21 protein-coding genes are annotated in these 25,297 nt (G+C 45.6%); 11 read left to right on the top strand and 10 right to left on the bottom strand.

Annotation, left to right across the window (positions count from 1 at the left end):
* Nucleotides 1-30: 30 nt before the first annotated feature.
* From DYB02_RS20250 to DYB02_RS20240, 3 genes are all read right to left on the bottom strand, one after another.
* Nucleotides 31-747, bottom strand: coding sequence for a YebC/PmpR family DNA-binding transcriptional regulator (locus DYB02_RS20250; RefSeq protein WP_029806604.1), 717 nt, complete (start codon nt 745-747; stop codon nt 31-33).
* Nucleotides 748-881: 134 nt separating this feature from the next.
* Nucleotides 882-1,091 carry a DUF3283 family protein gene (locus tag DYB02_RS20245; RefSeq protein WP_005464888.1) on the bottom strand — a complete coding sequence of 70 codons (210 nt, stop codon included), beginning with the start codon at nt 1,089-1,091 and terminating at the stop codon, nt 882-884.
* A 100-nt stretch (nt 1,092-1,191) separates the two neighbouring features.
* Nucleotides 1,192-3,090 (bottom strand): response regulator, encoded by a 1,899-nt coding sequence (locus DYB02_RS20240; protein WP_029806602.1) that lies wholly within the window; start codon nt 3,088-3,090, stop codon nt 1,192-1,194.
* 68 nt (nt 3,091-3,158) lie between these two features.
* On the opposite strand from DYB02_RS20240, the gene DYB02_RS20235 reads away from it, so the two are divergent.
* Nucleotides 3,159-3,914 (top strand): substrate-binding periplasmic protein, encoded by a 756-nt coding sequence (locus DYB02_RS20235; protein WP_005484702.1) that lies wholly within the window; start codon nt 3,159-3,161, stop codon nt 3,912-3,914.
* Nucleotides 3,915-4,019: 105 nt separating this feature from the next.
* Here the strand turns inward: DYB02_RS20235 and ribA are convergent, their stop codons facing one another.
* Both ribA and DYB02_RS20220 read right to left on the bottom strand, forming a co-directional pair.
* Entirely contained in the window at nt 4,020-5,081 is a 1,062-nt protein-coding gene (ribA, locus tag DYB02_RS20225; protein ID WP_005477438.1) for a GTP cyclohydrolase II, read from the bottom strand.
* Between the two features lie 244 nt (nt 5,082-5,325).
* A complete protein-coding gene (locus tag DYB02_RS20220; protein ID WP_021450418.1) occupies nt 5,326-5,523 on the bottom strand; it encodes a PA3496 family putative envelope integrity protein in 198 nt (65 codons plus the stop codon).
* Nucleotides 5,524-5,885: 362 nt separating this feature from the next.
* On the opposite strand from DYB02_RS20220, the gene DYB02_RS20215 reads away from it, so the two are divergent.
* The 3 genes from DYB02_RS20215 to DYB02_RS20205 are packed head-to-tail and all read left to right on the top strand — an operon-like array spanning nt 5,886 to nt 8,136.
* Nucleotides 5,886-6,740, top strand: coding sequence for an ABC transporter ATP-binding protein (locus DYB02_RS20215; RefSeq protein ID WP_029806558.1), 855 nt, complete (start codon nt 5,886-5,888; stop codon nt 6,738-6,740).
* Nucleotides 6,737-7,669 carry an ABC transporter ATP-binding protein gene (locus DYB02_RS20210; protein ID WP_021452830.1) on the top strand — a complete coding sequence of 311 codons (933 nt, stop codon included), beginning with the start codon at nt 6,737-6,739 and terminating at the stop codon, nt 7,667-7,669. The genes DYB02_RS20215 and DYB02_RS20210 overlap by 4 nt, the downstream gene beginning before the upstream one ends.
* Entirely contained in the window at nt 7,669-8,136 is a 468-nt protein-coding gene (locus DYB02_RS20205; RefSeq protein ID WP_029806555.1) for a hypothetical protein, read from the top strand. Before DYB02_RS20210 ends, DYB02_RS20205 begins: the two co-directional genes overlap by 1 nt.
* A gap of 288 nt (nt 8,137-8,424) precedes the next feature.
* On the opposite strand, the gene DYB02_RS20200 is transcribed toward DYB02_RS20205, so the two are convergent.
* Nucleotides 8,425-10,395 (bottom strand): replication initiator protein RctB domain-containing protein, encoded by a 1,971-nt coding sequence (locus tag DYB02_RS20200; RefSeq protein ID WP_020838338.1) that lies wholly within the window; start codon nt 10,393-10,395, stop codon nt 8,425-8,427.
* A gap of 1,252 nt (nt 10,396-11,647) precedes the next feature.
* Between DYB02_RS20200 and DYB02_RS20190 the strand changes: the two genes are divergently transcribed.
* From DYB02_RS20190 to DYB02_RS20175, 4 genes are all read left to right on the top strand, one after another.
* Entirely contained in the window at nt 11,648-12,865 is a 1,218-nt protein-coding gene (locus DYB02_RS20190; RefSeq protein WP_005500197.1) for an AAA family ATPase, read from the top strand.
* 7 nt (nt 12,866-12,872) lie between these two features.
* Nucleotides 12,873-13,847 carry a ParB/RepB/Spo0J family partition protein gene (locus DYB02_RS20185; RefSeq protein ID WP_015313732.1) on the top strand — a complete coding sequence of 325 codons (975 nt, stop codon included), beginning with the start codon at nt 12,873-12,875 and terminating at the stop codon, nt 13,845-13,847.
* Between the two features lie 124 nt (nt 13,848-13,971).
* A complete protein-coding gene (locus DYB02_RS20180) occupies nt 13,972-15,993 on the top strand; it encodes a tRNA(Met) cytidine acetyltransferase TmcA (protein WP_029805160.1) in 2,022 nt (673 codons plus the stop codon).
* A 426-nt stretch (nt 15,994-16,419) separates the two neighbouring features.
* On the top strand, nt 16,420-18,099 hold the full coding sequence (locus DYB02_RS20175; RefSeq protein ID WP_029805162.1) for a flagellar assembly protein A: 1,680 nt from the start codon (nt 16,420-16,422) through the stop codon (nt 18,097-18,099).
* A gap of 56 nt (nt 18,100-18,155) precedes the next feature.
* Here DYB02_RS20175 and catC read toward each other — a convergent pair whose 3' ends face one another.
* A complete protein-coding gene (gene catC, locus DYB02_RS20170) occupies nt 18,156-18,815 on the bottom strand; it encodes a type C chloramphenicol O-acetyltransferase (RefSeq protein ID WP_029805164.1) in 660 nt (219 codons plus the stop codon).
* A gap of 88 nt (nt 18,816-18,903) precedes the next feature.
* Between catC and DYB02_RS20165 the strand changes: the two genes are divergently transcribed.
* Together DYB02_RS20165 and DYB02_RS20160 are read left to right on the top strand one after the other, a co-directional pair.
* Nucleotides 18,904-19,815: a LysR family transcriptional regulator gene (locus tag DYB02_RS20165; RefSeq protein WP_029805166.1), complete on the top strand. Its 912-nt coding sequence runs from the start codon at nt 18,904-18,906 to the stop codon at nt 19,813-19,815.
* 37 nt (nt 19,816-19,852) lie between these two features.
* Entirely contained in the window at nt 19,853-20,518 is a 666-nt protein-coding gene (locus tag DYB02_RS20160; RefSeq protein ID WP_029805168.1) for a Type 1 glutamine amidotransferase-like domain-containing protein, read from the top strand.
* An 89-nt stretch (nt 20,519-20,607) separates the two neighbouring features.
* Here DYB02_RS20160 and DYB02_RS20155 read toward each other — a convergent pair whose 3' ends face one another.
* From DYB02_RS20155 to murQ, 3 genes are all read right to left on the bottom strand, one after another.
* Nucleotides 20,608-21,663 carry a porin gene (locus DYB02_RS20155; protein ID WP_029805170.1) on the bottom strand — a complete coding sequence of 352 codons (1,056 nt, stop codon included), beginning with the start codon at nt 21,661-21,663 and terminating at the stop codon, nt 20,608-20,610.
* Between the two features lie 148 nt (nt 21,664-21,811).
* A complete protein-coding gene (gene murP, locus DYB02_RS20150) occupies nt 21,812-23,266 on the bottom strand; it encodes a PTS N-acetylmuramic acid transporter subunit IIBC (RefSeq protein WP_029804691.1) in 1,455 nt (484 codons plus the stop codon).
* A gap of 28 nt (nt 23,267-23,294) precedes the next feature.
* The gene (gene murQ, locus DYB02_RS20145; RefSeq protein WP_029804692.1) at nt 23,295-24,197 is read right to left on the bottom strand and encodes an N-acetylmuramic acid 6-phosphate etherase; all 903 of its coding nucleotides are present in this window, start codon (nt 24,195-24,197) and stop codon (nt 23,295-23,297) included.
* Between the two features lie 241 nt (nt 24,198-24,438).
* Here murQ and DYB02_RS20135 point away from each other — a divergent pair, with 241 nt between their 5' ends.
* Complete coding sequence (locus DYB02_RS20135) at nt 24,439-25,290, top strand: SIS domain-containing protein (RefSeq protein ID WP_029804693.1); 852 nt, start codon at nt 24,439-24,441, stop codon at nt 25,288-25,290.
* Nucleotides 25,291-25,297: the final 7 nt, after the last annotated feature.

Raw genomic sequence — 25,297 nt, 5'->3', positions numbered from 1 at the left:
AGCCTTTTTTACAACAACGAAAGCTAAAAATTATAGCTCAGCGTTGTGGTATACCTGTTGAACGTCGTCACAGTCATCTAGAAGGTCTAGGAACTTCTGGAATTTCTCTGCGTCTTCACCCGTTACTGGCGTTTGAGTTTGAGGAACGAAAGTAATTTCTTCCACATCAATTGTCAGATCAGGGAATGCTGCGTTTAGCGCTGTTTTCGTTTTGAAGAACTCAGTGTGAGGAGCAAATACTGTGATCACACCATCTTCTAGTTCAACGTCAGTTACGTCTACGTCTTCCATCATTAGCGTTTCAAGAATCACTTCATCGTCTTCGCCTTTGAATTGGAATACCGCTTGGTGATCGAACATGTGAGACACAGAACCTTCCACACCAATTTTCGCGCCAACTTTTACAAAGCATTGGCGAACATCTTGGAAAGTACGGTTGCCGTTGTCTGTTAGACAGTCGACGATCACGCTTGTGCCACCAGGACCAAAGCCTTCGTAACGTGCAGGTACGTAGTCTTCACCACCGCCGCCGTTTGCTTTGTCTAGTGCTTTTTCAATAACGTGCGCAGGAACCTGGTCTTTTTTCGCTTTTGCGATTAGGTGTTTCAGAGACAAGTTCATGTCTGGGTCACTACCACCGTTTTTCGCACACATGTAAATTTCTTTACCGTATTTGGAATAAACTTTAATTTTTGCGCCTGCAGTTTTCGCCATAGAGGCTTTGCGCACTTCAAAACTTCTTCCCATCGGGATGTCTCTCTAAGTTCAAATTTAATGCGAAGGATTTTAGCAAAGAGTGAAACATTGTCCATTTCACTCTGCAAAGGAATGGGGAGGAAACCTCATTCGCCGCTACGGTTTACACCGAGCCACGGTTCGCATCATGCGACACCCATTACTCGTTTGTACTTTTCGACTGCCTGTTGAAAAAAGACTTTTTCATCAGCATCGTTAATCTTAGACAGCTGTTCTTCTATTGCTTCAGGGCCAGATTTGGCCTCTCTGAGTTTCCAAACCAAAAACGACGCTTGTTTATCCAGTTCGATCTTGTTTTTTTCATCAGGCGGCAACAGGGATAGATTAAACGACATTCACAGCCTCAAGGTACTTTAAATACTAGCCGCGCACTATAGCATACAGAGTTACAATTGCAGAATAGAAACGCACTTAACTTGATCAATTTCAAGTTACTCACTTGGGTGTGGCGATATTTTTGAGGGCTTTTGGCAAATATTGTTCAAAGATTTGCTGTAATCGCGCCTTCGTCACAGGCTTAGCAACAAACTCGTTCATGCCCGCTTCAAAGCAACGCTGCTGATCTTTTTTCACGACATTGGCAGTTAATGCGATGATCGGCACGTGAGCGCCCCACTCATTCATGTCACGGATCTGTTCTGTCGCGATAAACCCATCCATCACTGGCATTTGGCAATCCATAAAGATGAGATCAAAGGCGTGCTCGCGGCATAACTGCAGCGCTTCTTCACCATGGCTCGCGACACTGACTTTAAGCCCTAGCTGCTCCAGCATAATGCGAACAACCCTCTGATTCACTTCTGTATCTTCGACAATCAAAACCCACGGCGTATCTGGATTTTTGTTCGTTGCCTCATTCGCCTCTGTTCGAGGAAAATCGAGCACATTGAGCGGATCGGTATATGTTGGAAGACCACTCACCACCGTTAAAGGAATGGTGAAATCGAAACAGCTTCCCAAGCCAAGTTCACTGGTTAGCTTGATGTCTCCACCCATGATGTGAACGAGTTGGGCACAAATCGCCAAACCTAACCCTGTACCACCATATTTGCGAGTTGTACTGCCATCGGCTTGTTGAAAGCTTTCAAACACCGCTTGCTGGTGCTCTTTGGCAATACCTATCCCCGAGTCCACCACGCGAAAGCGAACTTGGGCGATATCGTTGTTTTGCTCGTGCAATGAGACAAGTAATTTGACATGACCACGCTCGGTGAATTTGACCGCGTTGCTAAGTAAGTTATTGAGCACCTGCTTCAGACGCCCTTCATCTCCTTGTACTTCAGCGGGCAACTTAGGGTCGATATCACTGAGCAATTGCAAATTCTTTTGCTGCGCTTTTACTGTGTGTAAGCTGATCACATCATCTAATAACTGGCGAAAATGATACGTCTCGCTGGCGAGTTCCACCTTCCCCGCTTCGACTTTGGAGAAATCGAGGATGTCATCAATAATGGTCATGAGCGATTGCGATGAGTTATCGATGATCTCCACAAATTCTTTTTGCTGCGGATCGAGCTTAGTATCACTAAGCAGCGACGCCACACCAATAATGCCATTCATAGGGGTGCGGATCTCGTGGCTCATGGTCGCGAGAAACTCACTTTTCTTGCGATTGGCAACTTCCGCCTTATCTCGCTCTGCTTCTAACTCGGCTTGATGCTCACGCACTTTTTGCACGCTTCGATTGTATTTTTGCGCCAACAAGCTGACTTCATCAAAACACCAACGTTTGGGCAGCGTGACCGTACTCGGCGCATTACCGCCGCTAAAATCACTCACCGCACCGGAAAGCAACTGCAAAGGATTCACCAATAAACGGAAGGCAACCCACAACACCCCAACCATCAACAGCAAAATTTTTATCGCTTCTGTCGTGAGCAGAAAAAAGAACTGTTGCCATAAATCTTGATAGACGGCGCTAAGGTCAGACTGCACAGTCAGCTCTGCGAGCTCAAACGTTTTTTCCCCCACACTAAACTGCATCGGCCAACGCCTCTCAACCACATCTTGCTTGATTTCTGTTCCGAGCTCGATGATAACTTCGTCTTTGGTAGCAATGCATAGGTAATCCACCGATGGCAAACGCATCGCTCCCAGCGCTTGGGTGAGTAACAGCTCACGGTCTTCAACCCACAAACTGGCTGAAAAGCTGGAGAGGTAGCTCGACTCCACTTGTTTTAAGTCGGTGTCGAGATGGGACAACTCTTCTTGAAAATCACGGTATAAACTGATAGCAGAAATGACTAACGTAAAGATCAAACTCAACGTTAAAACCGCCAGCATAAGCTGGTTACCGATACTAAACCGGCGTTGAGTTCGCTCTTTTACATCCATATGAAATCACTCCGATAATCTTGCGCTACTCTAAATATAGTCGTGAGCAAATAATAATCGAGGATAGGATGAAAGGACTTCTACGTGTATTGGCTTTTAGTTGTATGGCAGTCAGTGCAGCGACCGCCGCTGAAGAGGTGAATTATTACGTTATCGCCGACCAAGCAAGGCCATTTCAAATCGAACAACAAGGACAACAACACGCCGGGATCGTGACGGATATTGTGAACGCGATTTTTGCCAACTCAGATTATAAGGTGAATTTTCACACCTATCCGTTTAAGCGCATGATTTCAGTATTAGAAGCGGGTGGGGAAGAAAACTGGCTGACATACGGCAGCCCTGATTGGGGCCGAGTTCAATCAGAAAACTTATCTAAAGAGCCTATTTACACTGTAAAACACGTGTTGGTATCCAGCAGTGATGCGCCTTTTAAATTCAATACCATGCAAGACATCAAAGGTCGTTCCATCGTGTTGCTGCTAGGTTTCGACTACCCAAACTTAATGCCGTTTTTTGAAGATAAAACCGTCAACGAGATGCGCGTTAAAGATTACGACGCCGCATATCGCGTAATTCAGAGAACGCCAGGCGATACGGCGTTTGTCGAGATGGAATCGCGGGTGATGTACAACTTAAAACGTCTGGAACTGCCACTCGAACAATTTGAGATTCAATCTTTTAGCGCTGTGATCCCCGACTATTCGATCTATCTGGCCTTTTCTCCAGAGATGAAACCTGAAGTACAACACTTTATTAATCAACGCCTGTCGGATCTAAAAGCCTCGGGAGAGATCGATAACATCGTCAAACACTATCTTTAACGCGCCTAGCCCTTTTACTGGTGCAGCTTTTGAGATCCCCACTAAAACGCCAGCCTTCTCAAGCTGGCGTTTTAGTCTATTCGATTTGATACCCGCCAGAAACGATCATTCCGTTTGATCAACAAAATGGGGATCAAACATGTGCCCTAATTTGTTTGCTTTGGTTTTTAGATAGTGTTGGTTGCTTGGATTGCGACCTTCTTGCAGTGGCACACGCTCAACGACATTGATGTGCGCGTTTTTCAAAGCCGCAAGCTTACGGGGGTTGTTGGTCATCAGACGCACTTCGTCAATCCCTAAATGCTCTAACATCCCTTTGCAAAACGCATAGTCTCGCATATCAGCAGCAAACCCTAAACGCTCATTCGCCTCAACGGTATCCGCACCATCATCCTGCAAGTGATAGGCGCGAATTTTGTTGATTAAACCGATGCCACGTCCCTCCTGACGCAAATAGAGCAGCACGCCGCAGCCCTCTTCGACGATGTTTTGCAACGCACGATTTAACTGAAAACCGCAATCGCAGCGTGTGCTAAATAGTGCGTCTCCAGTGAGACATTCAGAATGGAGCCGAATCAATGGCGCAGGCTGAGACGTCGGGTCGCCATACACCAGCGCGAGATGCTCCTTCCCTGTAGCCGTCTCGATGAAGCCGTGCATCATGAATGTGCCCCACTGAGTTGGCAGCTTAGCTTTGTCGATGAACTTAACCAAATTGTAAGGCTCGACATGTCGCAGCTCTGCGCGTACGTTCATCAGAATTTCTCCTAGGTGGTTCAAACCTTTACCGTCTCCCCCATCTCCCCAAAATGCGTCCTTGTGCGAATGCTCGGTAAGGCAAGCATTGCCCGTGCGCATCAGTTTCTGAGCAAGTTTCGGGTTTTGGAGGAATTTCTCTCGCACAATGAACGCCATAACTGAGAGCTTCATGTTGTCCCAATCGCTGCGAACGAGATGCTCGTACTGACGGCTTAACGCGAACGCTTCATCCGGCGATTGGGCTTTCTGAATTTTGGTTTGCAGTTGGGCATCAACAAATTTCTGAGCTTGATAGTAGTGTTCGCTGGTGGGCCAAGATTGGGAAGATATTTCGACGGGGGCATGACAGAAGTTGGAGAGGAAGCCGTGCGGCTCATCGGGCTCGTAGAAAAGGATCTGATCAACCATATTCGCGCTCCTGCTTAGATGATATGGATAGTCAACAAAAGGCATATCCTACTGATATATCTTTTAGTAACGCCTCTACCATTTGTCAAACCATAGTAAGCAAGCAAAGTGACTTCAGACTGAATAAAAATAAGGTTGGAGAACAAATAAAATGAACAAGAAACTTCGGTTAAATGATGGGGTTAGCAAATAAAAAGGGCAGCCAGTTGGCTACCCTATGGAGTGGTACACCGAATTGAGAGAATCAGTGAATCAAGCCAAGTTCTCTTGCTTCTTCAATGCTTAACCCGCTTTCGCGGATTTCACGCAGTGCCTCAATGCGACGTCTGGCTTCTGCTGATTTCATTGTTTTCTCTGGCTTCACAACGGTTTCTTCTTCGGGTAATTCCCACTTGTGAGCGATGTTGGTCATCTCTTCATGGTCGATAGAATTAATGGACATATTTCCTCCGAACACACCATGTTTTGGACAGCTAATCTATAGCAAACCCACTGTGCGGAGGTAAGAAAAACAGTGGGGAAATGTGACCCCTCCCGACCTTTCATCAACTCGTTAATAGATTCATCACTTACCTTTTGCCAAAGGCCAAATTTACGATTAAATTTGGAAAATTCCCCTTAAGAAAAGTGTGCTGATCCAGCTCTCACTTTTGTCTTTTTTTATCACACTCTCGTAACCAAAATTCGACTTTTTCTTTCATTCAAGTTTCGAGTCACTTCACCTATTCGGTCGATTACGCTTTCTTCTCATTTGCACATACGATAATGATAATAATTATCTTTTGTATTGGTTGGGTATTTTTAATGAGTGAGATTAATTTAAGTCACCCCTTTCACAGTGATCCGGTCATCCAGATCCGAGATTTGTGCGTGGACTACATCACCGACAATGGTGACTTTAATGCGGTGAAATCGGTCAGCTTTGATATTGGAAAAGGCGAAGTATTCGGCCTTGCTGGGGAATCTGGATGCGGAAAGAGTACCATCGCTTTTTCGATCAATCGTCTGCACAAGCCGCCCGCGTTTATCTCTGGCGGACAAATTCTGTTCCAAGGTAAGGACATCTTACGTTTGTCCGATAAGGAGCTAAGCGCGCTGCGTTGGAGCGAAATCGCCATGGTATTCCAAAGTGCCATGAACTCGCTTAATCCAGTACTGACCATTCAAGAGCAGTTTGCAGACGTCCTACGTCATCATCAAGGACTCAGCAACGAACAAGCCAAAGATCGCGCCGAAAAACTGCTCGATTTGGTGAACATCCCTCGAGATCGACTGGGTGAATATCCGCACCAGTTCTCTGGGGGAATGCGCCAAAGGCTGGTTATTGCCATCGCGCTGTCTTTAAACCCTAAGCTCATCATTATGGATGAACCAACGACAGCGCTTGATGTGGTGGTGCAGCGAGAGATCCTGCAACAAATTTATCAGCTGAGAGAAGAATTTGGTTTCTCAGTTCTTTTCATCACTCACGATTTAGCTTTGATGAGCCAACTGTGCGACCGCATCGCCATCATGCGCCATGGTGAGATCGTAGAAGTCAATCACGCTTACGAGATCCGCAATCACCCACAACACCCTTACACCCAAAAATTGTGGGCCTCGTTCCCCAATATTCACGATGTTCACAAGCAGCCAGAGCAACAAGGAGCACCAGCATGAGTCAACCGATCATTCAAATGAAAAACGTGATCAAAGAGTTCACTGTGGGCGGTGGCTTTGCCAAAGAAGAGACTTTTCGAGCGTTGCAAGGCGTCAGTTTTGATCTTTACGCTGGGCGAACATTGGCTCTCGTTGGCGAATCAGGCTGCGGTAAAAGCACGTGTGCAAGGCTAATCACAAAGGTTTACCCGGCGAGCGAAGGGGAAATTCTATTTAACGGCACCAACATCAATGACATCATCTCACGACACGATATTCAAGATTATCGCAGTAAGGTACAAATGGTGTTCCAAGACCCTTTTGGATCGCTGAACCCTACCCACACAATTCGTCATCATCTAACTCGCCCGTTGAAAATCCACAAGCAGGTGCAGCATGACCGCGAGATCCCGGCGCGATTGGACGAACTTCTCAAGCTGGTGGAATTGCCAGAAGAGACGTTAAACAAGTACCCGCACGAACTCAGCGGCGGTCAGCGTCAGCGAGTAAACCTCGCACGCGCACTGGCCGTCGGTTCACAAATAATTTTGGCCGATGAGCCTACATCGATGCTGGATGTGTCAATTCGCTTGGGCGTATTGAACTTGATGCAGCGTATGAAGCAAGAGCTTGGGATTGGCTTTTTGTACATTACCCACGACCTCGCCACCGCGCACTACATCGCTGAAGAAACAGCGGTGATGTATAAAGGGCAAATCGTTGAATGGGGTGACACACACGCGATCTTGAAAAATCCACAGCACCCATACACTAAGTTGTTGATCTCAGCCGTACCCGATCCTGATCTGCCATTTGGAAACTTGGTGAAAAATGAACCAAACTACTCAATAGACGCCGATGAGATCCGTCATCGCAGCAGTGTTGTGGTTGATGAATATGATCAAGTTGGTCCGAATCACTTTGTTAAACAATGGATTGAGGCTGCATGATGGAACTGACCTCCTGGCAAGATCAAATCTCGGATTGGTATGAAACTAGGAAGCATGATCAAGTAGACGTGTTAGAAGCGATCTTGTACGAAGCTCCTGATACCGTGTTTGGTCCGGTGTTGTCTGATCAACAAAGCAAAGCCATCGCCTGCTGGCTAGATGGATGTTTGAGAGTATTTCAATACGCCAGGTATCAAGACCATCACAAAGCTTACCAAACTCTGCTCTATGCAAGCGCGAAGCTCGAACAAGCGGCATGCCACCCCATGAGTGATATTCTGCTTAAAGATTGGTGCTTAAAACGTTTACAGCATTTGACCGTATTAGCGTTGGAATTTTGCAATCAACAGCAAGATCAAAACCAATGGCAACAACAGGCCAATAACTTGATCGAATCACATGTCGCCTTAATGCGATCACTTAACTGGAACGAGGCAGGGAAACATGATCAAGGACTGCGACATTAATACGGAAGAATGATCAAGAGTGTTCAGGAAAATTAGGCAAAAAAAAGCGAGTTTCTTGAGGAGAAACTCGCGAAGTCTATTCAGAATGAATGTAACAATATGAGCCAATCTATTAATCATCAGAAAGGACAAAAGGTTGTCTATTCGAGATAAATCTTAGTCTTCGCTCAGACATGTAATGTCAGTGGTTTGTTAGAGTTGAGTCTGTTTTCTATCATCGAAAGACATTGTTACATTTTAAATCAATCAGTCACGGCTATTACTCACCCCTGCTTGCGCGAGATCATATTAAATCGCCATTTCATCCAAAGCACGGAACACCATCTCATCCATGTGACCATCAAACACTTGTCGGCAAACTTTACGGCGCACCGCTAAACCAGCAATCAAACGTTCAATCGTGAGATGTTTAACCTCGTTTTGAGTGTTAAACAGCTCTACAGTTTTGCTCAGAGTCTCATAAGGAATCGGTTCATCCCCTACTCTCAGCCAATCTAGCTTCTCAATGTACTCAGAACACTCTTCTTTGATTGAGGCATACGAGTGCCCTGTCATTGCAGACAACGCCGTTATACTGCGTTCTAGCGCCTCTGGAGAGGTGTATTTCGACAGAGTAATGGTGATCTCATCTGCGTTGATCTCGACAAGGTGCTTTCTTTGCTTCACTCGACGGCCCAAATTTCCTCGCGGAGACGGGGCTTTGCGCTGAATAGGCTCAAATTCGCCGTCAATGATGCCTGAGAGCGCTTCAAGCTGCTGTCGGGTTACCATCTCATTACGAAGCGGGTTTGGCAGCGTAGGCGCCATGTTGCGCTTGCCTGCGTTGGTTGTACGAGCACGTGAGTAACGCAACACCTCTTCGACGTCACATTTGATGTCGATCTGGTAATCCATCACTTTATCATTCTCGATCATAGTTTCGATCGTTAAGTGATAACCCCACAAGTTCACCACAAAAAGATCGTCTGTCCCTTTGCCGTCTGACAAGCGTTTCAGCTCACGGATCAGATCCATTGAGAATCGACGCCATTCAATGTTACGTGCAAGCTTCTGATTTAACTCGCTCAACAGCATGCAATCTGTGTGTCGGCGCACCATACGACTACGGAAAAACGAATACAGCTGGAACACCAACGTATGCTGTTTCAGGATTTCTGGTGGGAACAAGAAGAAATAATCGCGTGTTAGTAGTTCTTCGTAGAACGACGGTTCCCACACCAAGATGTATAAGTTGGGTTTAATACGAATTTCGCCATCACTGCCTTCAACGGGCGCTTCTTCTGAAGCCGTGATGGTACGAGCTAAGAAGCGGAAGCGGTCACTCTTAAAGCCTTCGGGCATATTTTCACTGAGCCATCGGCCAGTGAGTTCATGCAGTTGGAAATCGGTAAACTCGATACGATCGATACTGTCACGGATGGAATCACGCGCTGGACCACTGTCTTTTTTGCCACGTAATGACAAAATATCGGTGATGTAGAGCGGCGTTTTATTCGGAACGTGCGCGGCATCCATTTGATATTGATCTTTATGATGATCATGGTATTGCACTGTCAGAGTAAACAACGCAAACAGCGTCATCAGATCATCGACTGTCATGATATTTTTGGAAGATCGCGTTTCAATCACCGCTTTGGTGCCTGAGATCGACACCATGGATTTCTGATAGCTTTTACGAGTGCGAGGTGGTGCGAGTGCTTGGTCAATGATCCCAGCCCAATTCGTTGGTGAAACGACAAATTGATCCGCTTCATCCTTCATCATTGGTGGCGTATTTAAGCCGTGCTCATTCAACAAGCGCTTGTTCACTTGGGTTTGTGCGAGTGCCTTAGAACGTTTTTGCTTTTCATTCTGACGAACTTTGTCAGTGACTAAGCTTGTTGCCCCCAAAACCGAAATGAGCTGGTTTGGGTTTACAAATTTATGCAGCATGGTTTTGCCTGCTAGGCCTTCCTCAAAACGTACTGGAGTCTGGGTAAACAAGCCGATATTGACAGCCGCTCGTAAACGTTGCTGAAGTGCAGCACGAGTCAGTTGACCGTCTGTGGCTTCAACAATCTCAGTTGTTGAAACAAGTCCATCTTTGCTGCTGAAACCTCGCAATGAGATCAGATTAAGCAACTCTAAGATGCTTTTGGTCACCCCTTTGAAATGTTGGTACTGCTCTACCCAATCAGCAGAGGATTCATGTACCTCAAAAAGATGGCCATCCTTATGGCTTCTTGGTGCTTTAATCAGAATTTTTTCATCAGCCGTCATTTTAGATCCAGATCACACTAGCCGTAGTTGTGCTATGGTTCCGAAGAATAAAGAAAAACAGATCATAAATAAAGAAAAAATCTTGTTTTTTAAATAACTGATCTTTTTGATTATTCTGATCTTAATTGATTATATGATCTATTGATCTGGTTATTTTCACGAGCCTAAGTTGCTGTTATTAATGAGTATTTTTTTGAGGTGTTTCGGAACTATGATCATAGCTTTATCGAAACGATGATCAACAAAACCTTGAAAGCATGATCACTTCATTCCGCAAGCATGATCATTAAGTTCCTGAAAAGATGATCAAAACAATCATGAAACGATGATCATGATGTCTGTACAGGTTATCCACAGAAATCCGTGATTACCTCGATCTTGATTTGTCGATCCTCTGCTATTGTGAGTGTTTCGAGGTTGCGGATCAATGATCAAGCTAAGGTTATTTCATCTCTCTTTACCTTCAATTGTTGCCAAATTAGCCAAACGATTAAAATGACGTCAATTTGGGTCCTTAGCCTCAAAGATTGCATGATTATCAGAATTAACGGAAGCATGATCATGAAAGACACTATGTCTTGTTTACCGATACTGTATTTCATCGTTCCGAAGGTTGAGAGGCGCATTTATGCTTCAATCCCCCATTCCGTCTGCATTCAGCCGTAAATAGCGCATTAAAAAGCATGCTTCCGAGAAACCTACTTGCTTGATCATTTTTCCGAGAAATGGATCCATGTACTCAAGCCTTGATTTACCTTCATTCGTCCATTATCTGCCATGATCATGCTTTCGTATTTACAGTTATCTTCGAAAACATGATCAAGAGTCTTCCTTGATCATGGTTCCGTTCTTATTCGTTGTCTTCTCGCTGATTTTGCTTCGGATGCATGATCAAGGTCGTGACGCGACACGATTTCCTCTCTTTTCCTCCACAATCAGTATGTAAAATGATTTAAGTCGATTGAAATCACATAATCCGTAATTTAGCCCACTTATATAATCGTTCCGGATAAAATAGATTTACATTGTAAATAAGTGACAATGTAACACTTTTAATTTTAGTAAGAACTAACCTCTTTTATTTGGAATAAATTGATTAAAAATTGATATATTTTTCTTCTTAAATCATAAAACAGCCAATTTTGATGGTTTTTTATGTGATGGTTGTTCAAAATGAACGTGCACCTTTTTGTTGTTTTTGAAGTCTACTGCTGTACAATTGGGTGCAGATATCCTTCCAACGGAATTTGGCATGAAAAGAGAAAAAACGATTGAAAATCTTCAAGAGTTAGCTGAGCTGACGCAACAAGTTCAAGCTGACCGTATTGAGATTGTTTTGGAAGAGCGAAGTGACAACTACTTCCCACCAATGTCTAAGGCGATGATGGAGACTCGCTCTGGTTTAACTCGTCGTAAACTGGATGAAGCGATCGGTAAGATGGAAGCCGCAGGCCACCAATTTACTAAAAACAACGCGAATCATTACTCCATTACGTTAGAAGAAGCACACATGCTGATGGATGCGGCTGAAGTGCCAAAATTCTATGAGCGTAAGAAGAATAACGGCAATAAACCATGGATTATCAATGTACAAAACCAAAAAGGTGGTACGGGTAAATCAATGACGGCCGTACATTTGGCTGCTTGTTTGGCGCTTAACCTAGATAAACGCTACCGCATTTGTTTGATTGACTTGGACCCTCAAGGTTCATTACGTCTGTTTTTAAACCCGCAAATCAGTGTGGCTGAGCACGACAACATTTATTCAGCGGTAGACATCATGTTAGGCAACGTGCCTGATGGAGTAGAGATCGACCGCGAATTTTTACACAAGAACGTGCTGTTGCCGACGCAATATCCGAACTTGAAGTCAATCTCCGCATTCCCAGAAGATGCTATGTTTAACGCAGAAGCGTGGCAAACGCTGTCTGAAGACCCATCACTTGATATAGTTCGTCTATTGAAAGAACAGCTTATCGACAAGATTGCGAATGACTTCGATATCATCATGATTGATACCGGTCCGCACGTCGACCCTCTGGTTTGGAATGCGATGTACGCGTCCAATGCACTGTTAATTCCTTGTGCGGCAAAACGTCTAGACTGGGCATCTACGGTTAACTTCTTCCAGCATTTGCCTACGGTTTATGAGATGTTCCCAGAAGATTGGAATGGCTTAGAGTTTGTTCGTCTAATGCCAACCATGTTCGAAGACGACAACAAGAAGCAAGTTTCGGTATTGACGGAAATGAACTATCTGCTTGGTGACCAAGTGATGATGGCAACCATTCCACGTAGCCGTGCATTTGAAACGTGTGCAGACACCTACAGCACTGTGTTTGATTTAACCGTAAGTGATTTCGAAGGCGGCAAGAAGACACTTGCAACTGCTCAAGATGCGGTTCACAAAAGCGCATTGGAATTGGAGCGCGTATTGCACTCTAACTGGCCGTCATTAAATCAGGGGTAAACAGTAAATGGCTTTGAAAACGTCTGAATTAAACGCGAAATTATTTGGTAAAACGAATAAACGTCGAGTAGCGACTCCACAAGAAGCGCAAACGGCAGCAAAAGAAAAAGCGCAAACCATCGAGTTGGCAGTGGCGGGAGAGGGCACAGTTCAGTTTGAATTAGTTCGTATTCCCGCAGATAAAGTGGCAAGCGAGACGCGTGTATTCGCGGACAACGCCCGTGAACAATCATTCTTGAATGAGCATGCTTTATCTGATGTTTTGGTGACACTGAAAGAGCGTGGTCAACAGTACCCAGCTGTTGGTCGTCGCACTGACGATGGCAAAATTGAAGTGCTAGACGGTAGCCGCCGTCGTATGTCTTGTATCTTGGCGGGTAAGGATTTCTTGGTTTACGTTGGTGATGGCATCAACACTGAACACGCGAAATTCCTATCTGACGTCGCGAATGCTCACAAACCGCTGTCGCTTTACGAAAAAGGCAAAGAGATGCAGGCTAAGCTGGAAAGCGGTGAAGCCGAAGACCAAAAAGCGCTAGCGAAAATGTTCCAATGCAGTGAAGCATTGGTAAGTGGTGCGCTTAAAGCCGCGGCATTGCCGCTAGAATTGCTACAAGCGTATCCAAATGTTGGCGATTTAGGTCGTCCAACCATTGTTAAACTGCACAAACAGTTCTCAACATTGACCGCTGAGCAGCAGCAAAACTTGTTGGATAAATGCCGTACGTCGGAAGGTTACTTGTGGCAACGTAGCAAGGCACAAGGCGTGGCTCGTTTGACCAAAGAAGTGACGGAAAGCATCGAAAGTTGGATCTCAGAGTTAGCACCAGCTAAACCTGCAAAAAAGGCTGAAAAAGTTGATCTTGTCAAAGGTCGAGCAAGCTACAGTCGTAAAGGCAGCAATCTTGCTCTCAATCTGAAGAAAGTCGATGACAGCTTGATGGAAGAAATCCTTGCTTTTGTTCAAAGCAAAATGCAATAAAACTAAGCTTTAACGATAACCGCCTTCGGGCGGTTTTTTTATGTCTGCGATCTTGAGCGTGTGGAAGCATGCTCCGAATAGCAGATGTGATAAGATGGCGGTAGTTCAACATCGGATAGACCCCATGCACGCACAATCTGAATTTCTATCTTCACTTCAGCGCCAATCTCAACATGCTTTTCAACGCTCAGGTATTGTTTTGCAAGGAGAGGCCGATTGGCAAGAGTCCATTCTCTCTGCATTTCTTCAAACTCAAACCACACAACGTTGGTTCTGTGTTGGGGATTGGTCATTCGAGAGTGCCTTTTGTGTTGGAATGAAGCAGGGAAATCGACTACTCGGAAGAGAATGTGATGTGCTGCTGTTTGACGCGCGAAAAGAGTTCGATGCTAATAGCTTTACGGCGGCAATTGGCTCTCTCGTTGGCGGTGGAATGCTACTTGTTGTGACAAATACTGCTCAACCACAACACTTCGCTGAGCAATGGATGCAGACCCAATGGCAAAAGCTGATAGTGCTTGAGCAGGGGAAAGTCATTCCCCAGGTTTCTGAGTTTGCTATTGCGCAGAGAAATACAGAATACATAGAGCAGACTCACGCTGTTTCATTAATCGAGAAAGTGGTGAGTGGGCATCGTAAGCGTCCTTTAGTGCTCACGGCTGATCGCGGTAGAGGTAAAAGCAGCGCGTTAGGTATCGCTTGTGCTCAGTTGTTGCAACACAAGCCGCTGCGTATATTACTTACCGCGCCTTCTATTAACGCTGTTGAGCCAGTCTATCAGCACGCGCAGCGTTTACTTACGGATGCCAAACAGATGAAGAAAGACCGTTTGGAAGTCGGATATGGGTATATTCAGTTTATTGCGCCTGACGAATTGTTGTCTTCGCTGCCTGAGTGTGATTTGTTGCTAGTTGATGAAGCGGCTGCGATTCCCGTCCCGATGCTCAAACAAATCACCGAGCATTATCATCGTTTGGTCTTTTCTAGCACGATTCATGGCTATGAAGGCTGCGGACGTGGCTTCACGTTGAAATTCATTGAATGGTTGCAACAACAACGACCTGGCATGAAGACGTATCAGATGCAGCAGCCAATTCGTTGGAGCGTAGATGATAAGTTAGAAACGTGGTTGTATGACGCTTTTATCTTGAACGCGGAATTATCGCCGCAATCCATTGAAGGCATGGCGAACGTATCGTTGAACAAAGTGGACAAGCAAGTACTGGTTCACCAACCCAACTTACTACGCGAATGCTTTGCTTTACTGGTTAATGCTCATTATCAAACCTCACCGAATGATTTGCTCCATTTACTGCGAGATGACAACAGCTCCGTTTATCTCGCGATGGATAAACAAAATATCATCGGAGTCATTCTCACGGTTGAGGAGGGCGGCCTTGATGACGAGTTAATTGAAGCCGTTCAACTTGGTCAACGTCGTCCTAAGGGGCATTTGACGCCAATCACCATCATCAATCAACTTGGTTTGGTAAAAGTAGGTAAGCTTATTACTTCACGAGTAATGCGAATTGCGGTGCATCCTGATCTACAAGGTTTGGGCATTGGCAAGCGCATGCTAACACTACTCGCGGAAAGCGTTGGTGCCCATGTGGATTATCTATCGACAAGTTTTGGTGCGACGGATGAGTTGATTCAGTTTTGGCAACAAGCTGGCTATCAATCCATTCGTTTAGGAACTATGCGCGATGCCGCCAGTGGTTGTTATTCATTGTTGATGGTTCGCCAACTTGCGAATAAATCACAAACTTGGATTGATGACGCACAAGCATTGTTTCATGAGTTTTTGTCTGCGAGCCTTTCCCTTGTTTATCCTAAGTTAGAGCCGAGTCTGGCTAGAAGCTTGTTGCGTCAACCGATTCAACATCAAACCTTACATCCGACTAAGCGAGTATTGCTTCAAAGCTATGCGCAGGGTGGTGCAAGCTATGAATCGATTTTTGTGTGGTTACAACAGTGGCTGCGTCAACATGGTTTGGGGCCTGTTTCTGATTTGATGATAAGTAAAGTGTTCTTAAACCATGATTGGGGCATTTGTGCCAAACAATTTGGATTATCGGGAAGAAAGCAAGTTGAGCAACAGTTAAGAAGTGAGTTAGAAAAGTTGTTGAGTCAATTTACAGTGTAAACGCAACGCCTTATGGATTTACACTGTAAATAGAGACGAGCTGAGAGGAGTGACTTTACACTGTAAATTCACTCCTTTTTTGTTTTTGATGAATGATAAAAAGCAAACTCATGACCGACTAAGTTCAATGTTGAGCTGTAAACAAAATCGCCAATAAAAGGGAAGGAGTGGCGTCGCCACTTCTATTGTATTGAAGCACTATAACTACAAGCTACAACTTTCTCATGCTGTAGAGTGGAGCATGAAGTGAAACGAGAGTGGAATGATTTACGCGGATGAATCACCATGCCTAATACTTTATTTACTCAATAATACCAAGGCTTCGACCTTTAGTGACCTGAGCCCTATTCTTCGAAGTGCGAGGTTTGTTCAGAAAATGTTTTTGGTTAGACTGAAAGTGTTGATGGGAAGCAAAGTGGTAAGGGTATGTGGAAGCTGTGTCTTGAGTTATCTGAAGATAAGACCAAGGTGATAGCCCGTCTTCCGGGAGAAGTGGACCTCGGTGGTGAGCTAAATCAAAATGAATTAAACGAGCAGCTCGTCGCAATGAACGCAGAAAGGATGTTTGTTGTTGAGGGGGAAGTCGTGAGATTCATTAACTGCGCCAAAGAACGTAAAGCCGAAGCTTACGAAGGCATCGTCATTGCGGAAAAACGCAACGCGCAAGTTGAGGTTGAATTATCGAATAATGACATGCTCGCCAGTATGAACGTTGTCGGCGCGTACGGAGGCCGAGGTTTACGTGGCCCCGAGATTGTTCAAGCCCTTGCTCAAGCGCGAGTTTCGAAAGGCATCAACAAACTGGCTTTGAAGAAAGTGTTGGTTGTCAGCACTCAGCTCAAACCCGGCGAAACTTTTTCTCAACCTGTAGCGGTTGGTAAGCAACCTATCAAAGGCAAAGACGCTCTTTTTACTCCTCTCGTTAAAGACATCACCAAACGCATCCTCAAACCCAAAGACGGCCAATCTGCTAGCGACAAAATTGATTTACGTAACCTCGGTGAAACTATCGCGGTTGACGTAGGCGATGAGGTGATGCGCCGCACGCCTGCGACCAAAGGTACGCCTGGTTTTACTGTTCAAGGGCGAGTGATTCCTCCACAAGCCGGGAAAGACAGCCCAATGAAGCCAGGCAAGGGCACCGAGATAAGCAAGCACGACCCAAACCTATTGATTGCATCGGTATCCGGTACGCCCCTGATTAAAGACAAAACCATCGAAGTTGATAACGCACTTTGCCTCAATAGCGTTGGCGTGAATACAGGCCACGTGAAATTCAAAGGGAATGTGATTATCGGTGGCAACATTGAATCCGGAATGATTGTTAAAGCTACGGGCTCTATTACTGTAGGCGGCTTCATTGAATCGGCTGACGTACAAGCGCAAGACGACATTCAAGTTGGTAAAGGGATCATTGGCCACACCGTGAGTGATGGCCAGCCAAAGAGTTGTCACGTCAAAGCCAAAGGTTCGATTCGCGCGAGCTACGCCCAATATTGTGATTTGCAAGCTGGCGAAGATATTGAGTTGGCGGTGCACAGCATGAATAACGATATTGTTTGTGGGCGCAATCTGACGGTGCTGGATGCGAACGGTAGGAACGGTACGCTCAGCGGCGGAGATGCAAAAGTCGGTGACAAAGTGGTGTGCTTACAATTGGGCGTAGAAGGCGACACCGCCACTAAGGTAGAAGCGTTCGCGCGCTATTCTGCATTTAAGGAGCGATTAGCAGAGCTCAAAGATCAATACAAACGCGCTCAAGAAGGCACGATGGATGTGATTCGTAAAGAGCTCGAATTTAAGAAACGTCCTAAAGCCGAACGTACCGACGAAGAACAAGCTCAGATTAATGTGATGAAAACACAAAACAACGAGCAGCTTGAAGCGATAAAGCAAAAGCTAGAACAAACGGAACATGACTTTGAAGTCGCGTTAGAAGAAAATATTGTCGAAGCCAAAGAGCGTGTCTTCACTCGCGTGACGGTGCAGTTTGGCGACGAGCAAGTAACGACAAAGCGTACTCATGGCGGTTGTTCGTTCCGTTTCAATCAATACGAAATTAAAGTCTCGGCGAACTTGGAAGAAGAGGACGTCGCTGCGGTTTAAGCTTTCTTACTCACTGAGCCCACACGTCGCAACAAGATGTGTGGGCTTTTGTTTATCTACAAATCGACAATGTGCTCTTGATAGTAGTCCGCAAGCGCACCGACTTGGCTGCTACACATTACTTTCATTGCTTGTTTAATGTGTTCTATTGGCCAGTTCCACCATTGGATATTGAGTAGAGTTTCAATCTCTTTATCGCTGAATCGTTGACGTACGACTTGGTTGTTTCCAACCACCACCGAATAAGGTTGGACGTCTTTCGTCACTACTGCGCGTGCTCCGATGACGGTTCCATCGCCGATGTTTACTCCGGGCATGATCATCGCCTCGCTGCCAATCCAAACATCGTTCCCCACCACCGTGTCTCCGGCACGCTCGAAACCGTCTTGCACGCCTTCTCCAAATTCTTCAGGAGAGAAGGGGAAGGCCGAAATCCAGTCAATGCGATGACCTTGATTTCCTGCCATCATAAAGGTGGCTCCAGAAGCGATGGAACAAAACTTGCCAATGATTAATTTGTCGATGCTATCGGGTTCTCTACTTTGCCATTCTTGAAGTGTGACGGGGTCACCCAACAAGTAGCGTACTGCTTGCTCTTCGAAGCTTTTTTGATGATAGAAGCCCGAGTAATAGCTGTAATCGCCAACGATGATATTGGGATTAGTGATGTGATCTTTAATGACTTGACCTTTTAACCACGTGTCGAAAACACTCATAACTCATCCTTTCAAATTTAGGTTGTACAGAGTTTAGAGGCTTTTTATTATTTCCAGTAGTTTGATTTTAGAGATTCAGAATTACTGTATGGAAATAAAATGGCTCAGCTACGTACCACTTTACGTCGCTTTGTGCGAGGAGCGAAGTATTGCTGGCGCAGCAAAGCGACTGAATTGTTCGAATGCGCATGTAAGTCGGCAACTTAAGCAGCTAGAAGACATATTGTCGGTGCAGCTTATTCAGCGAACTACGCGCCAGTTTAATTTGACCTACGATGGTTTGCGGTTTTATCAGCAGGTAAAGCAACTGCTAGAAGGCGCTGAGCAGATCAATGAGCAAGTCATGGCAAACGAGATCGTATCGGGAAAATTGAGAATAGCGGCGTCCGCTTCTTTTGGAGCCGCATTACTCAGCCAAACACTGATCGAGTTTCGATTGCAACATCCACAAGTGAGCGTCGAAGTGATCTTCACAGAGGCACCTCTCGACTTGATTGAGGCTGGGTTTGATATCGCATTCTACTTTACCGATACTCCCCCAGAGGGATACGTCGGCCATCAGCTACGCACTTTACACTGTAAACCGATCGCTCATCGCTCGTATTTAGCTGATAAACCAAATGTAAGTACGCCAGAGGATCTTGGTGACTTAGAGCACATCCTTTATAAAAGTCGTGACTTGGTGTTAGACAAGTGGACGTATACGCATAAGCAAACTCAACAGCAGTGCAGAATTGAGTTAGAAAGTACGCTGAGTTTTAATCTTGTCCAGTCCATGTTGGATGCTACTTTGGCTGGCTGTGGTGTAGCCATGTTAGATGAATTTGCACTGGCTAAACTCGAATCTGCACAAAAAGAACAACTCGTGAGTTTGCTGCCAGATTGGCAAACGGATGCGATTTTGCCGCTTTATCTGCTCTACCCAAAACGTGAGCACTTACCAAGAAGAACGCGAGCGTTCATTGATCACTTTAGGAACATATATTCTGTCGGCGAATAGCGACAACAAACTTAGCAACAATAGAGGAAGCAAAGGAATGCGAAAACACTGTATTGCGATTGGTGGTGGTGGCTGGATGATGGGAGAGAACCCGAGTCCGCTCGATCAATACATTTTGTCTTTGTCTGGTAAGGAGAATCCAAACATTTGTTTTTTACCGACAGCCACGGGAGACGCCGATGAAGTTATTGAACGTTTTTACAATGCGAAGCTTAGTGAAAACGTAACCCATTTTCCGCTGTTTAAGTTTGATGCTGGTTGGAAAGAAACGCTATTTGAACAAGACATCATTTACGTCGGTGGGGGTAATACGCGTTCGATGTTGGCCATTTGGCGCGAATGGGGAATCGATAGAATACTCAAGCAGTGTTATGAACAAGGCATCATCATTTGTGGCATGAGCGCTGGTGCAATTTGTTGGTTTGAGTTTGCGGTGACAGACAGTGATCCCGAAGCATACCAAGTTATGCGTTGTCTTGGATTAATTGACGGTTTGGCTGCGGCGCATTTTTCCCATGTTGGTGAGAAGTTTGAGGTTTTCCAAGCCTTTGCTCGTTCTCAACCGAGGATCACTTGTTATGGTATTCACGATTATGCGGCATTGCACTTTGTCGATGGAAAATTGTTAGCTACTGTCACCAGCTTTCCTGATGCAGGCGTGTTGGTCAAAACAGGTAACGATGAAAACATATTACGAGGGTGAGCTTCTTCAAATCAGCATTAAAGGCAATAACTACTGACCGGACACAGAAGAAGCTCATGGATTCAGCTAACTTACATTAAGTATCGTGCTTACAGCTCGTAACGCAGACCTAAGTGGTAGTAGCTTTCGTCTGCGTGCGCACCGCCAAACGAGACTTCTTGTCCATTGCTGTAGCCACGCGAACCGTTACGATCAACGTAGTTTGTGTAGATAGAAGAACGAGGCGTCAGTTTGTATTGCACTTCTAGCGTTGTATCTTTCAGCTCTAGCTCGTCACCCTCACTGTTTTCTAAAGAACGATAACCAGCACGCAGTGCCCATTTGTCATTTACACTGTAAACCGCCGTCAATTCCATCACTTTGTCGGTACTGGTTTGCGAGTAATAGCCCTCTAGTTCATCTTCCGAGTACAACGCACCCAACATCAAATCTCCTAGGTAGTAACGTGTACCTGCGCCCCAGAATGTGTAATCGGTGTCGTTGTTTTCACGTGCATCACCTTTATTTTTCTGCATCGCCACCACTGGTGCCAAGGTACCCAAATTCCCCATGTCTAGCGTATAACGCAGTGCAGCGTTGTAACCGTAGTCGAGCTCAGAAGTGTTATTTCCTAAAATGTACGCGACAGAAAAGTCGAAATTACCTAGGCTGTTTTGGTATTGCAGCGTGCCATCTTGACGGAAAACTTGCGTCGCGGTTTTGTCGACTTTGTTCGCTTGGCGCGCCATAGAAACATCGGAAGAGGCGAACACATCACCAATGTCGGTAAACATAATCAATCCAGATGCCACGCGACCACCAGTAATGCGACCATAATCTTTCGCATCAATACCTGCCCATACATAACGTGCGGTCAGAGACGGTTTGTCGTTTACTTGGTTTGCGTATTCAGCGGCACCCACTTGGTATTGCGCTTGGCCGATGATCGACGCGTACTCGTTGATGGTTTGTGAACCGTTTAAACCAATACGGCCATCAAACTCGCCATTTGCATCGCCGTGCTCATCATTTTTACTGGTGACATTGAAACCAAGACGAGAGTAAATATTTAAAACTGACCCATCTTCCGCTTGATACAGCTGCGCTGCCATTGCGTTTGATGCCATCAATGTTGGGATAAGTAGAGTCAAAATGTGCTTTTTCATGATTAACGACCTTTCATTTCTATTGTTTTAGGTACGACAAAGCCCCTTCCGAGTAACGGAATAAGAAAAATTGTCGTGAAGTAGAGAGAGGGTGCGCCCTTGTTTGCCAAGGGCGCGAGCTAGTCCATTCCTATAGGGGAAGAATGATTTAGCTTAAATCGACGTCTTTGCAGCCAAAGAAGTAAGTCGCGAGGAAGCCAACGATGTAAGAGATAAGCAGGCCAGCAACAAACACCATCATGCCCGGGAAGATGCCATTTTCTGATGTCATGAGAGGAATCGCCACGATACCGGACGGGCCAAACACCGTATTAAGACCAACTGGTAAGCCAAGGTAAGAAACTAAACCGATAAAGAAGCCGCCCGCAGCGCCGCCAATACAAGCGGTAACGAATGGTTTTACGCGTGGTAATGTCACGCCGTAAATCAATGGTTCGCCAATGCCTAGAAGGCCCGGAATAATAGCGCCTTTAACTTGAGTGCGCAGTAGAGCGTCTTTTTTGGCTTTGAAATACAGCGCCATTGACGCGCCAACCTGACCGCCACCAGCCATCGCCAGGATAGGGAATAGCGAGTTAAAGCCCTGTGCTTCCATCAATGCAAAGTACACTGGAACAAAACCCTGGTGGATGCCAAATACCACAGAAATTAAGAACAAACCTGCCAAGATTGCAGCGCCTAATGGGTTATCGTTCAAGTTGAGGAACAACCAAGACATCCCTTTAAACAGCTCGCCGCCGATTGGCATGATGATCAAGAAGGTTACCGCGCCCATGATCAACAGAGTGATAACGGACGTTAAGATCATGTCCAGATCATCTGGCATGTATTGACGAACCTTACGCTCGACTTGCGCACCGATGATCGCCGCCAAAAGTACGCCGATAATGTTGCCGCGCGGATCAATCGCAAAGCCGAAAAACTCGTTCATGCCAGAATAAATGCCGGATGTAGCCTCTGGGTTGTAACCCAGCACAAACAAAGAGGCGAGAATGGCACCATTAACACCAGAGCCGCCAAACGCTTGCTGCGCGTTGTAACCAATCAGAATACTTAGGAAAGCAAACAGACCCTTACCAAAGACTTTCATGTAGGCGATCAAATCCAACATAAACTGGCTTGGTGTCTGGTCGAGAACAAACATCTGTTCCAATAACGTCGCAAAACCTAGCAACAAACCAGCGGCAATAAAGCCAGGGATCAACGGCGTAAAGATGGTAGCAAACTTGCTTAAAAAACGCTGAACCGCACTGGTTTGTTTACTCTTCATCTGTTTTTTCTGCTCGGCCGCGACGGCAGAAAGATCTTGTTGTGGCATATCTGGTTCTTCACTGTCACCAGAGGTTAAGCTGTCGATCAATTGATTCATCATCTCAGCCGCATGTTGAGCTTTTCCGGGACCGAGAATGATCTGAAACTGCTCATCGCTTTCCACCACACCCATTACGCCGGGAATTTGCTTGATAACTGACTGATCAGCCAAACCATTGTTGGCGAGCGATAAACGCAAACGCGTCATACAGTTACCACATTTGCTTACGTTGCTGCTGCCACCCACTGCGGACAGCAACTGCGATACTGTGTTTGAAGTTATTTTTGCCATAGGGTCTATCCTTCAGAACTCGGATTATTTAGTTATTATTTAGTGCTGCGCGAATAAAACCGTTGTGCGCGGCGAGGCGTGATTTGGCTTGTTCGGCATCCAAATCGGCCAAAATCATTAAGATGGCAGTTTTGCAGTGGCGATCGCAGGCATTTAATGCTCGCTCTGATTCTTCTTTTGATGCGCCAGTTGCTTCTACAACAATGTTGGTTTGGCGTTGGATGAGCTTGGCGTTGGTGGCCTCTACATCCACCATTAAGTTGCCAAATACCTTACCGCTACGAATCATTGCACCTGTCGTGAGCATGTTTAACACCAGTTTTTGTGCGGTGCCGGCTTTCATGCGAGAAGAGCCAGTAACGACCTCTGCGCCAACAATCGGCAGAATCGCGATGTCGGCCGCTTTTGCCATGGCACATTCCGGATTACAGGCGATAGATGCGGTCGTAGATCCGATGGATTTAGCGTACTCCAAACCACCTAGTACATAAGGTGTACGGCCACTCGCTGCAATGCCTACAACCACGTCATGTTTGGTGAGGTGAAGCGCTTTTAAGTCGTCTTGACCCATTTTCGCGTCGTCTTCTGCGTTTTCTACCGCTTTCAAAATCGCTTGGTGTCCACCAGCAATTAAGCCAATCACCATATCTGGATGCGTGCCGTAGGTAGGAGGACACTCGCTCGCATCAAGAATTCCTAAGCGGCCTGATGTGCCAGCTCCCATGTAAACCAAACGGCCACCATTGGCGAACGCTTGAGTAATTGCATCAACCGTCTTTGCAATTTGTGGTAGCACTGCTTTGACCGCGAGCGCGACTTTTTGATCCTCTTCATTAATGACTTGCAGCATCTCGATGGTCGAAAGCGTATCAATCTCTGCACTGGCTGGATTACGGCTTTCTGTCACCAATCGGCTTAAATCAATTTTCATGTTTTACACTCTTCGTAATGTTCAATCTGAGGGCGATTCTATGGAATAAAATATTCTGTTTTGGTGATAAAAATCACACTTGAGGTTATTCTTTGTGCAGGAGAAATTTGGAATAATGAGAGAAAATATACGTCCATTACATCCGGTATAAACTGGCTTGGTTAGAATAATCATGGAGTTAAATCAAACTCCAATTATTTTTGTTTTGGAATAATTTATTTAAATTTTTGAGGTTTTTGTTGTGTCAGTTATCAATAAGATAGTCGCGAGGCGTACTCAGCTTTCGCAAAGTGGTCGTTTGGTCGGCGATTGGATTGTTGAAAACGCAGAAAAGGCGGCGCAGCTCACCAGCCAAGAACTTGCGGCGCAAGTAAAAGTGAGTCAATCGAGCATTGTGAAATTTACTCAGCGTATTGGCTTTAAAGGCTACAGCGAGTTTAAGTTAGCTCTGAATGAAGAGATTGGCCGTAAGCATGCGATGCAGTCGACACCGTTGCACAGTGATATTTTGGCAGATGATCCCATCGCGGTTATTTCACAGAAACTGGTGAAAGCAAAAACAGATGCTATGTTTCAAACCACCAATGCGCTGTCTTATGAAGCGTGTCACCAAGCGGTGAAATGGTTGAGTGAAGCGCGTCGAGTGCAAGTGGTCGGGATTGGGGGCTCAGCCCTGACCGCGAAGGATTTAAGCTTTAAACTGCTTAAACTCGGTATTACGGCGCTTTCCGAACAAGACAGCCACGTGCAGATTGCTGTTGCTCGTACCCTCTCTTCAGAAGATGTGCAGATAGCGATTTCGTATTCGGGCGAACGCAAAGAAATTCTCGTCGCGGCAGAAGCGGCAAAAGAGCAGGGCGCGAAGGTGATTGCGTTATCTGCTCCTGGGAGAAGTCGCTTGCGCGGTATTGCCGATATTACGCTTGATACGATTGCCAATGAAACGGAACATCGCAGCTCATCCATTGCTTCACGCACCGCGCAAAACGTGATCACCGATTTGCTGTTTATCATCTTGGTTCAGCAAAGAGACGAAAGTGCACGTCAGTTGATCAGCGATATCAGTACCGACATCAAACAGATCCTCACATGATCGCTTA

Source organism: Vibrio parahaemolyticus (assembly GCF_900460535.1).
GTDB classification, from domain to species: Bacteria; Pseudomonadota; Gammaproteobacteria; order Enterobacterales; family Vibrionaceae; genus Vibrio; species Vibrio parahaemolyticus.
Note: the sequence above shows the minus strand (reverse complement) of the source record. Positions and strands in the feature narration are given on the sequence as shown.

Coding starts and splice junctions, on each gene's coding strand:
- DYB02_RS20245 (WP_005464888.1), bottom strand. CDS start 1,091: ATGTCGTTTAATCTATCCCTGTTGCCGCCTGATGAAAAAAACAAGATC.
- DYB02_RS20220 (WP_021450418.1), bottom strand. CDS start 5,523: ATGTCCATTAATTCTATCGACCATGAAGAGATGACCAACATCGCTCAC.
- DYB02_RS20175 (WP_029805162.1), top strand. CDS start 16,420: ATGTGGAAGCTGTGTCTTGAGTTATCTGAAGATAAGACCAAGGTGATA.
- DYB02_RS20155 (WP_029805170.1), bottom strand. CDS start 21,663: ATGAAAAAGCACATTTTGACTCTACTTATCCCAACATTGATGGCATCA.
- DYB02_RS20215 (WP_029806558.1), top strand. CDS start 5,886: ATGAGTGAGATTAATTTAAGTCACCCCTTTCACAGTGATCCGGTCATC.
- DYB02_RS20165 (WP_029805166.1), top strand. CDS start 18,904: ATGGAAATAAAATGGCTCAGCTACGTACCACTTTACGTCGCTTTGTGC.
- ribA (WP_005477438.1), bottom strand. CDS start 5,081: ATGGTTGATCAGATCCTTTTCTACGAGCCCGATGAGCCGCACGGCTTC.
- DYB02_RS20190 (WP_005500197.1), top strand. CDS start 11,648: ATGAAAAGAGAAAAAACGATTGAAAATCTTCAAGAGTTAGCTGAGCTG.
- DYB02_RS20205 (WP_029806555.1), top strand. CDS start 7,669: ATGGAACTGACCTCCTGGCAAGATCAAATCTCGGATTGGTATGAAACT.
- DYB02_RS20240 (WP_029806602.1), bottom strand. CDS start 3,090: ATGGATGTAAAAGAGCGAACTCAACGCCGGTTTAGTATCGGTAACCAG.
- DYB02_RS20235 (WP_005484702.1), top strand. CDS start 3,159: ATGAAAGGACTTCTACGTGTATTGGCTTTTAGTTGTATGGCAGTCAGT.
- DYB02_RS20160 (WP_029805168.1), top strand. CDS start 19,853: ATGCGAAAACACTGTATTGCGATTGGTGGTGGTGGCTGGATGATGGGA.
- murP (WP_029804691.1), bottom strand. CDS start 23,266: ATGGCAAAAATAACTTCAAACACAGTATCGCAGTTGCTGTCCGCAGTG.
- catC (WP_029805164.1), bottom strand. CDS start 18,815: ATGAGTGTTTTCGACACGTGGTTAAAAGGTCAAGTCATTAAAGATCAC.
- DYB02_RS20185 (WP_015313732.1), top strand. CDS start 12,873: ATGGCTTTGAAAACGTCTGAATTAAACGCGAAATTATTTGGTAAAACG.
- DYB02_RS20210 (WP_021452830.1), top strand. CDS start 6,737: ATGAGTCAACCGATCATTCAAATGAAAAACGTGATCAAAGAGTTCACT.
- DYB02_RS20200 (WP_020838338.1), bottom strand. CDS start 10,395: ATGACGGCTGATGAAAAAATTCTGATTAAAGCACCAAGAAGCCATAAG.
- DYB02_RS20180 (WP_029805160.1), top strand. CDS start 13,972: ATGCACGCACAATCTGAATTTCTATCTTCACTTCAGCGCCAATCTCAA.
- murQ (WP_029804692.1), bottom strand. CDS start 24,197: ATGAAAATTGATTTAAGCCGATTGGTGACAGAAAGCCGTAATCCAGCC.
- DYB02_RS20250 (WP_029806604.1), bottom strand. CDS start 747: ATGGGAAGAAGTTTTGAAGTGCGCAAAGCCTCTATGGCGAAAACTGCA.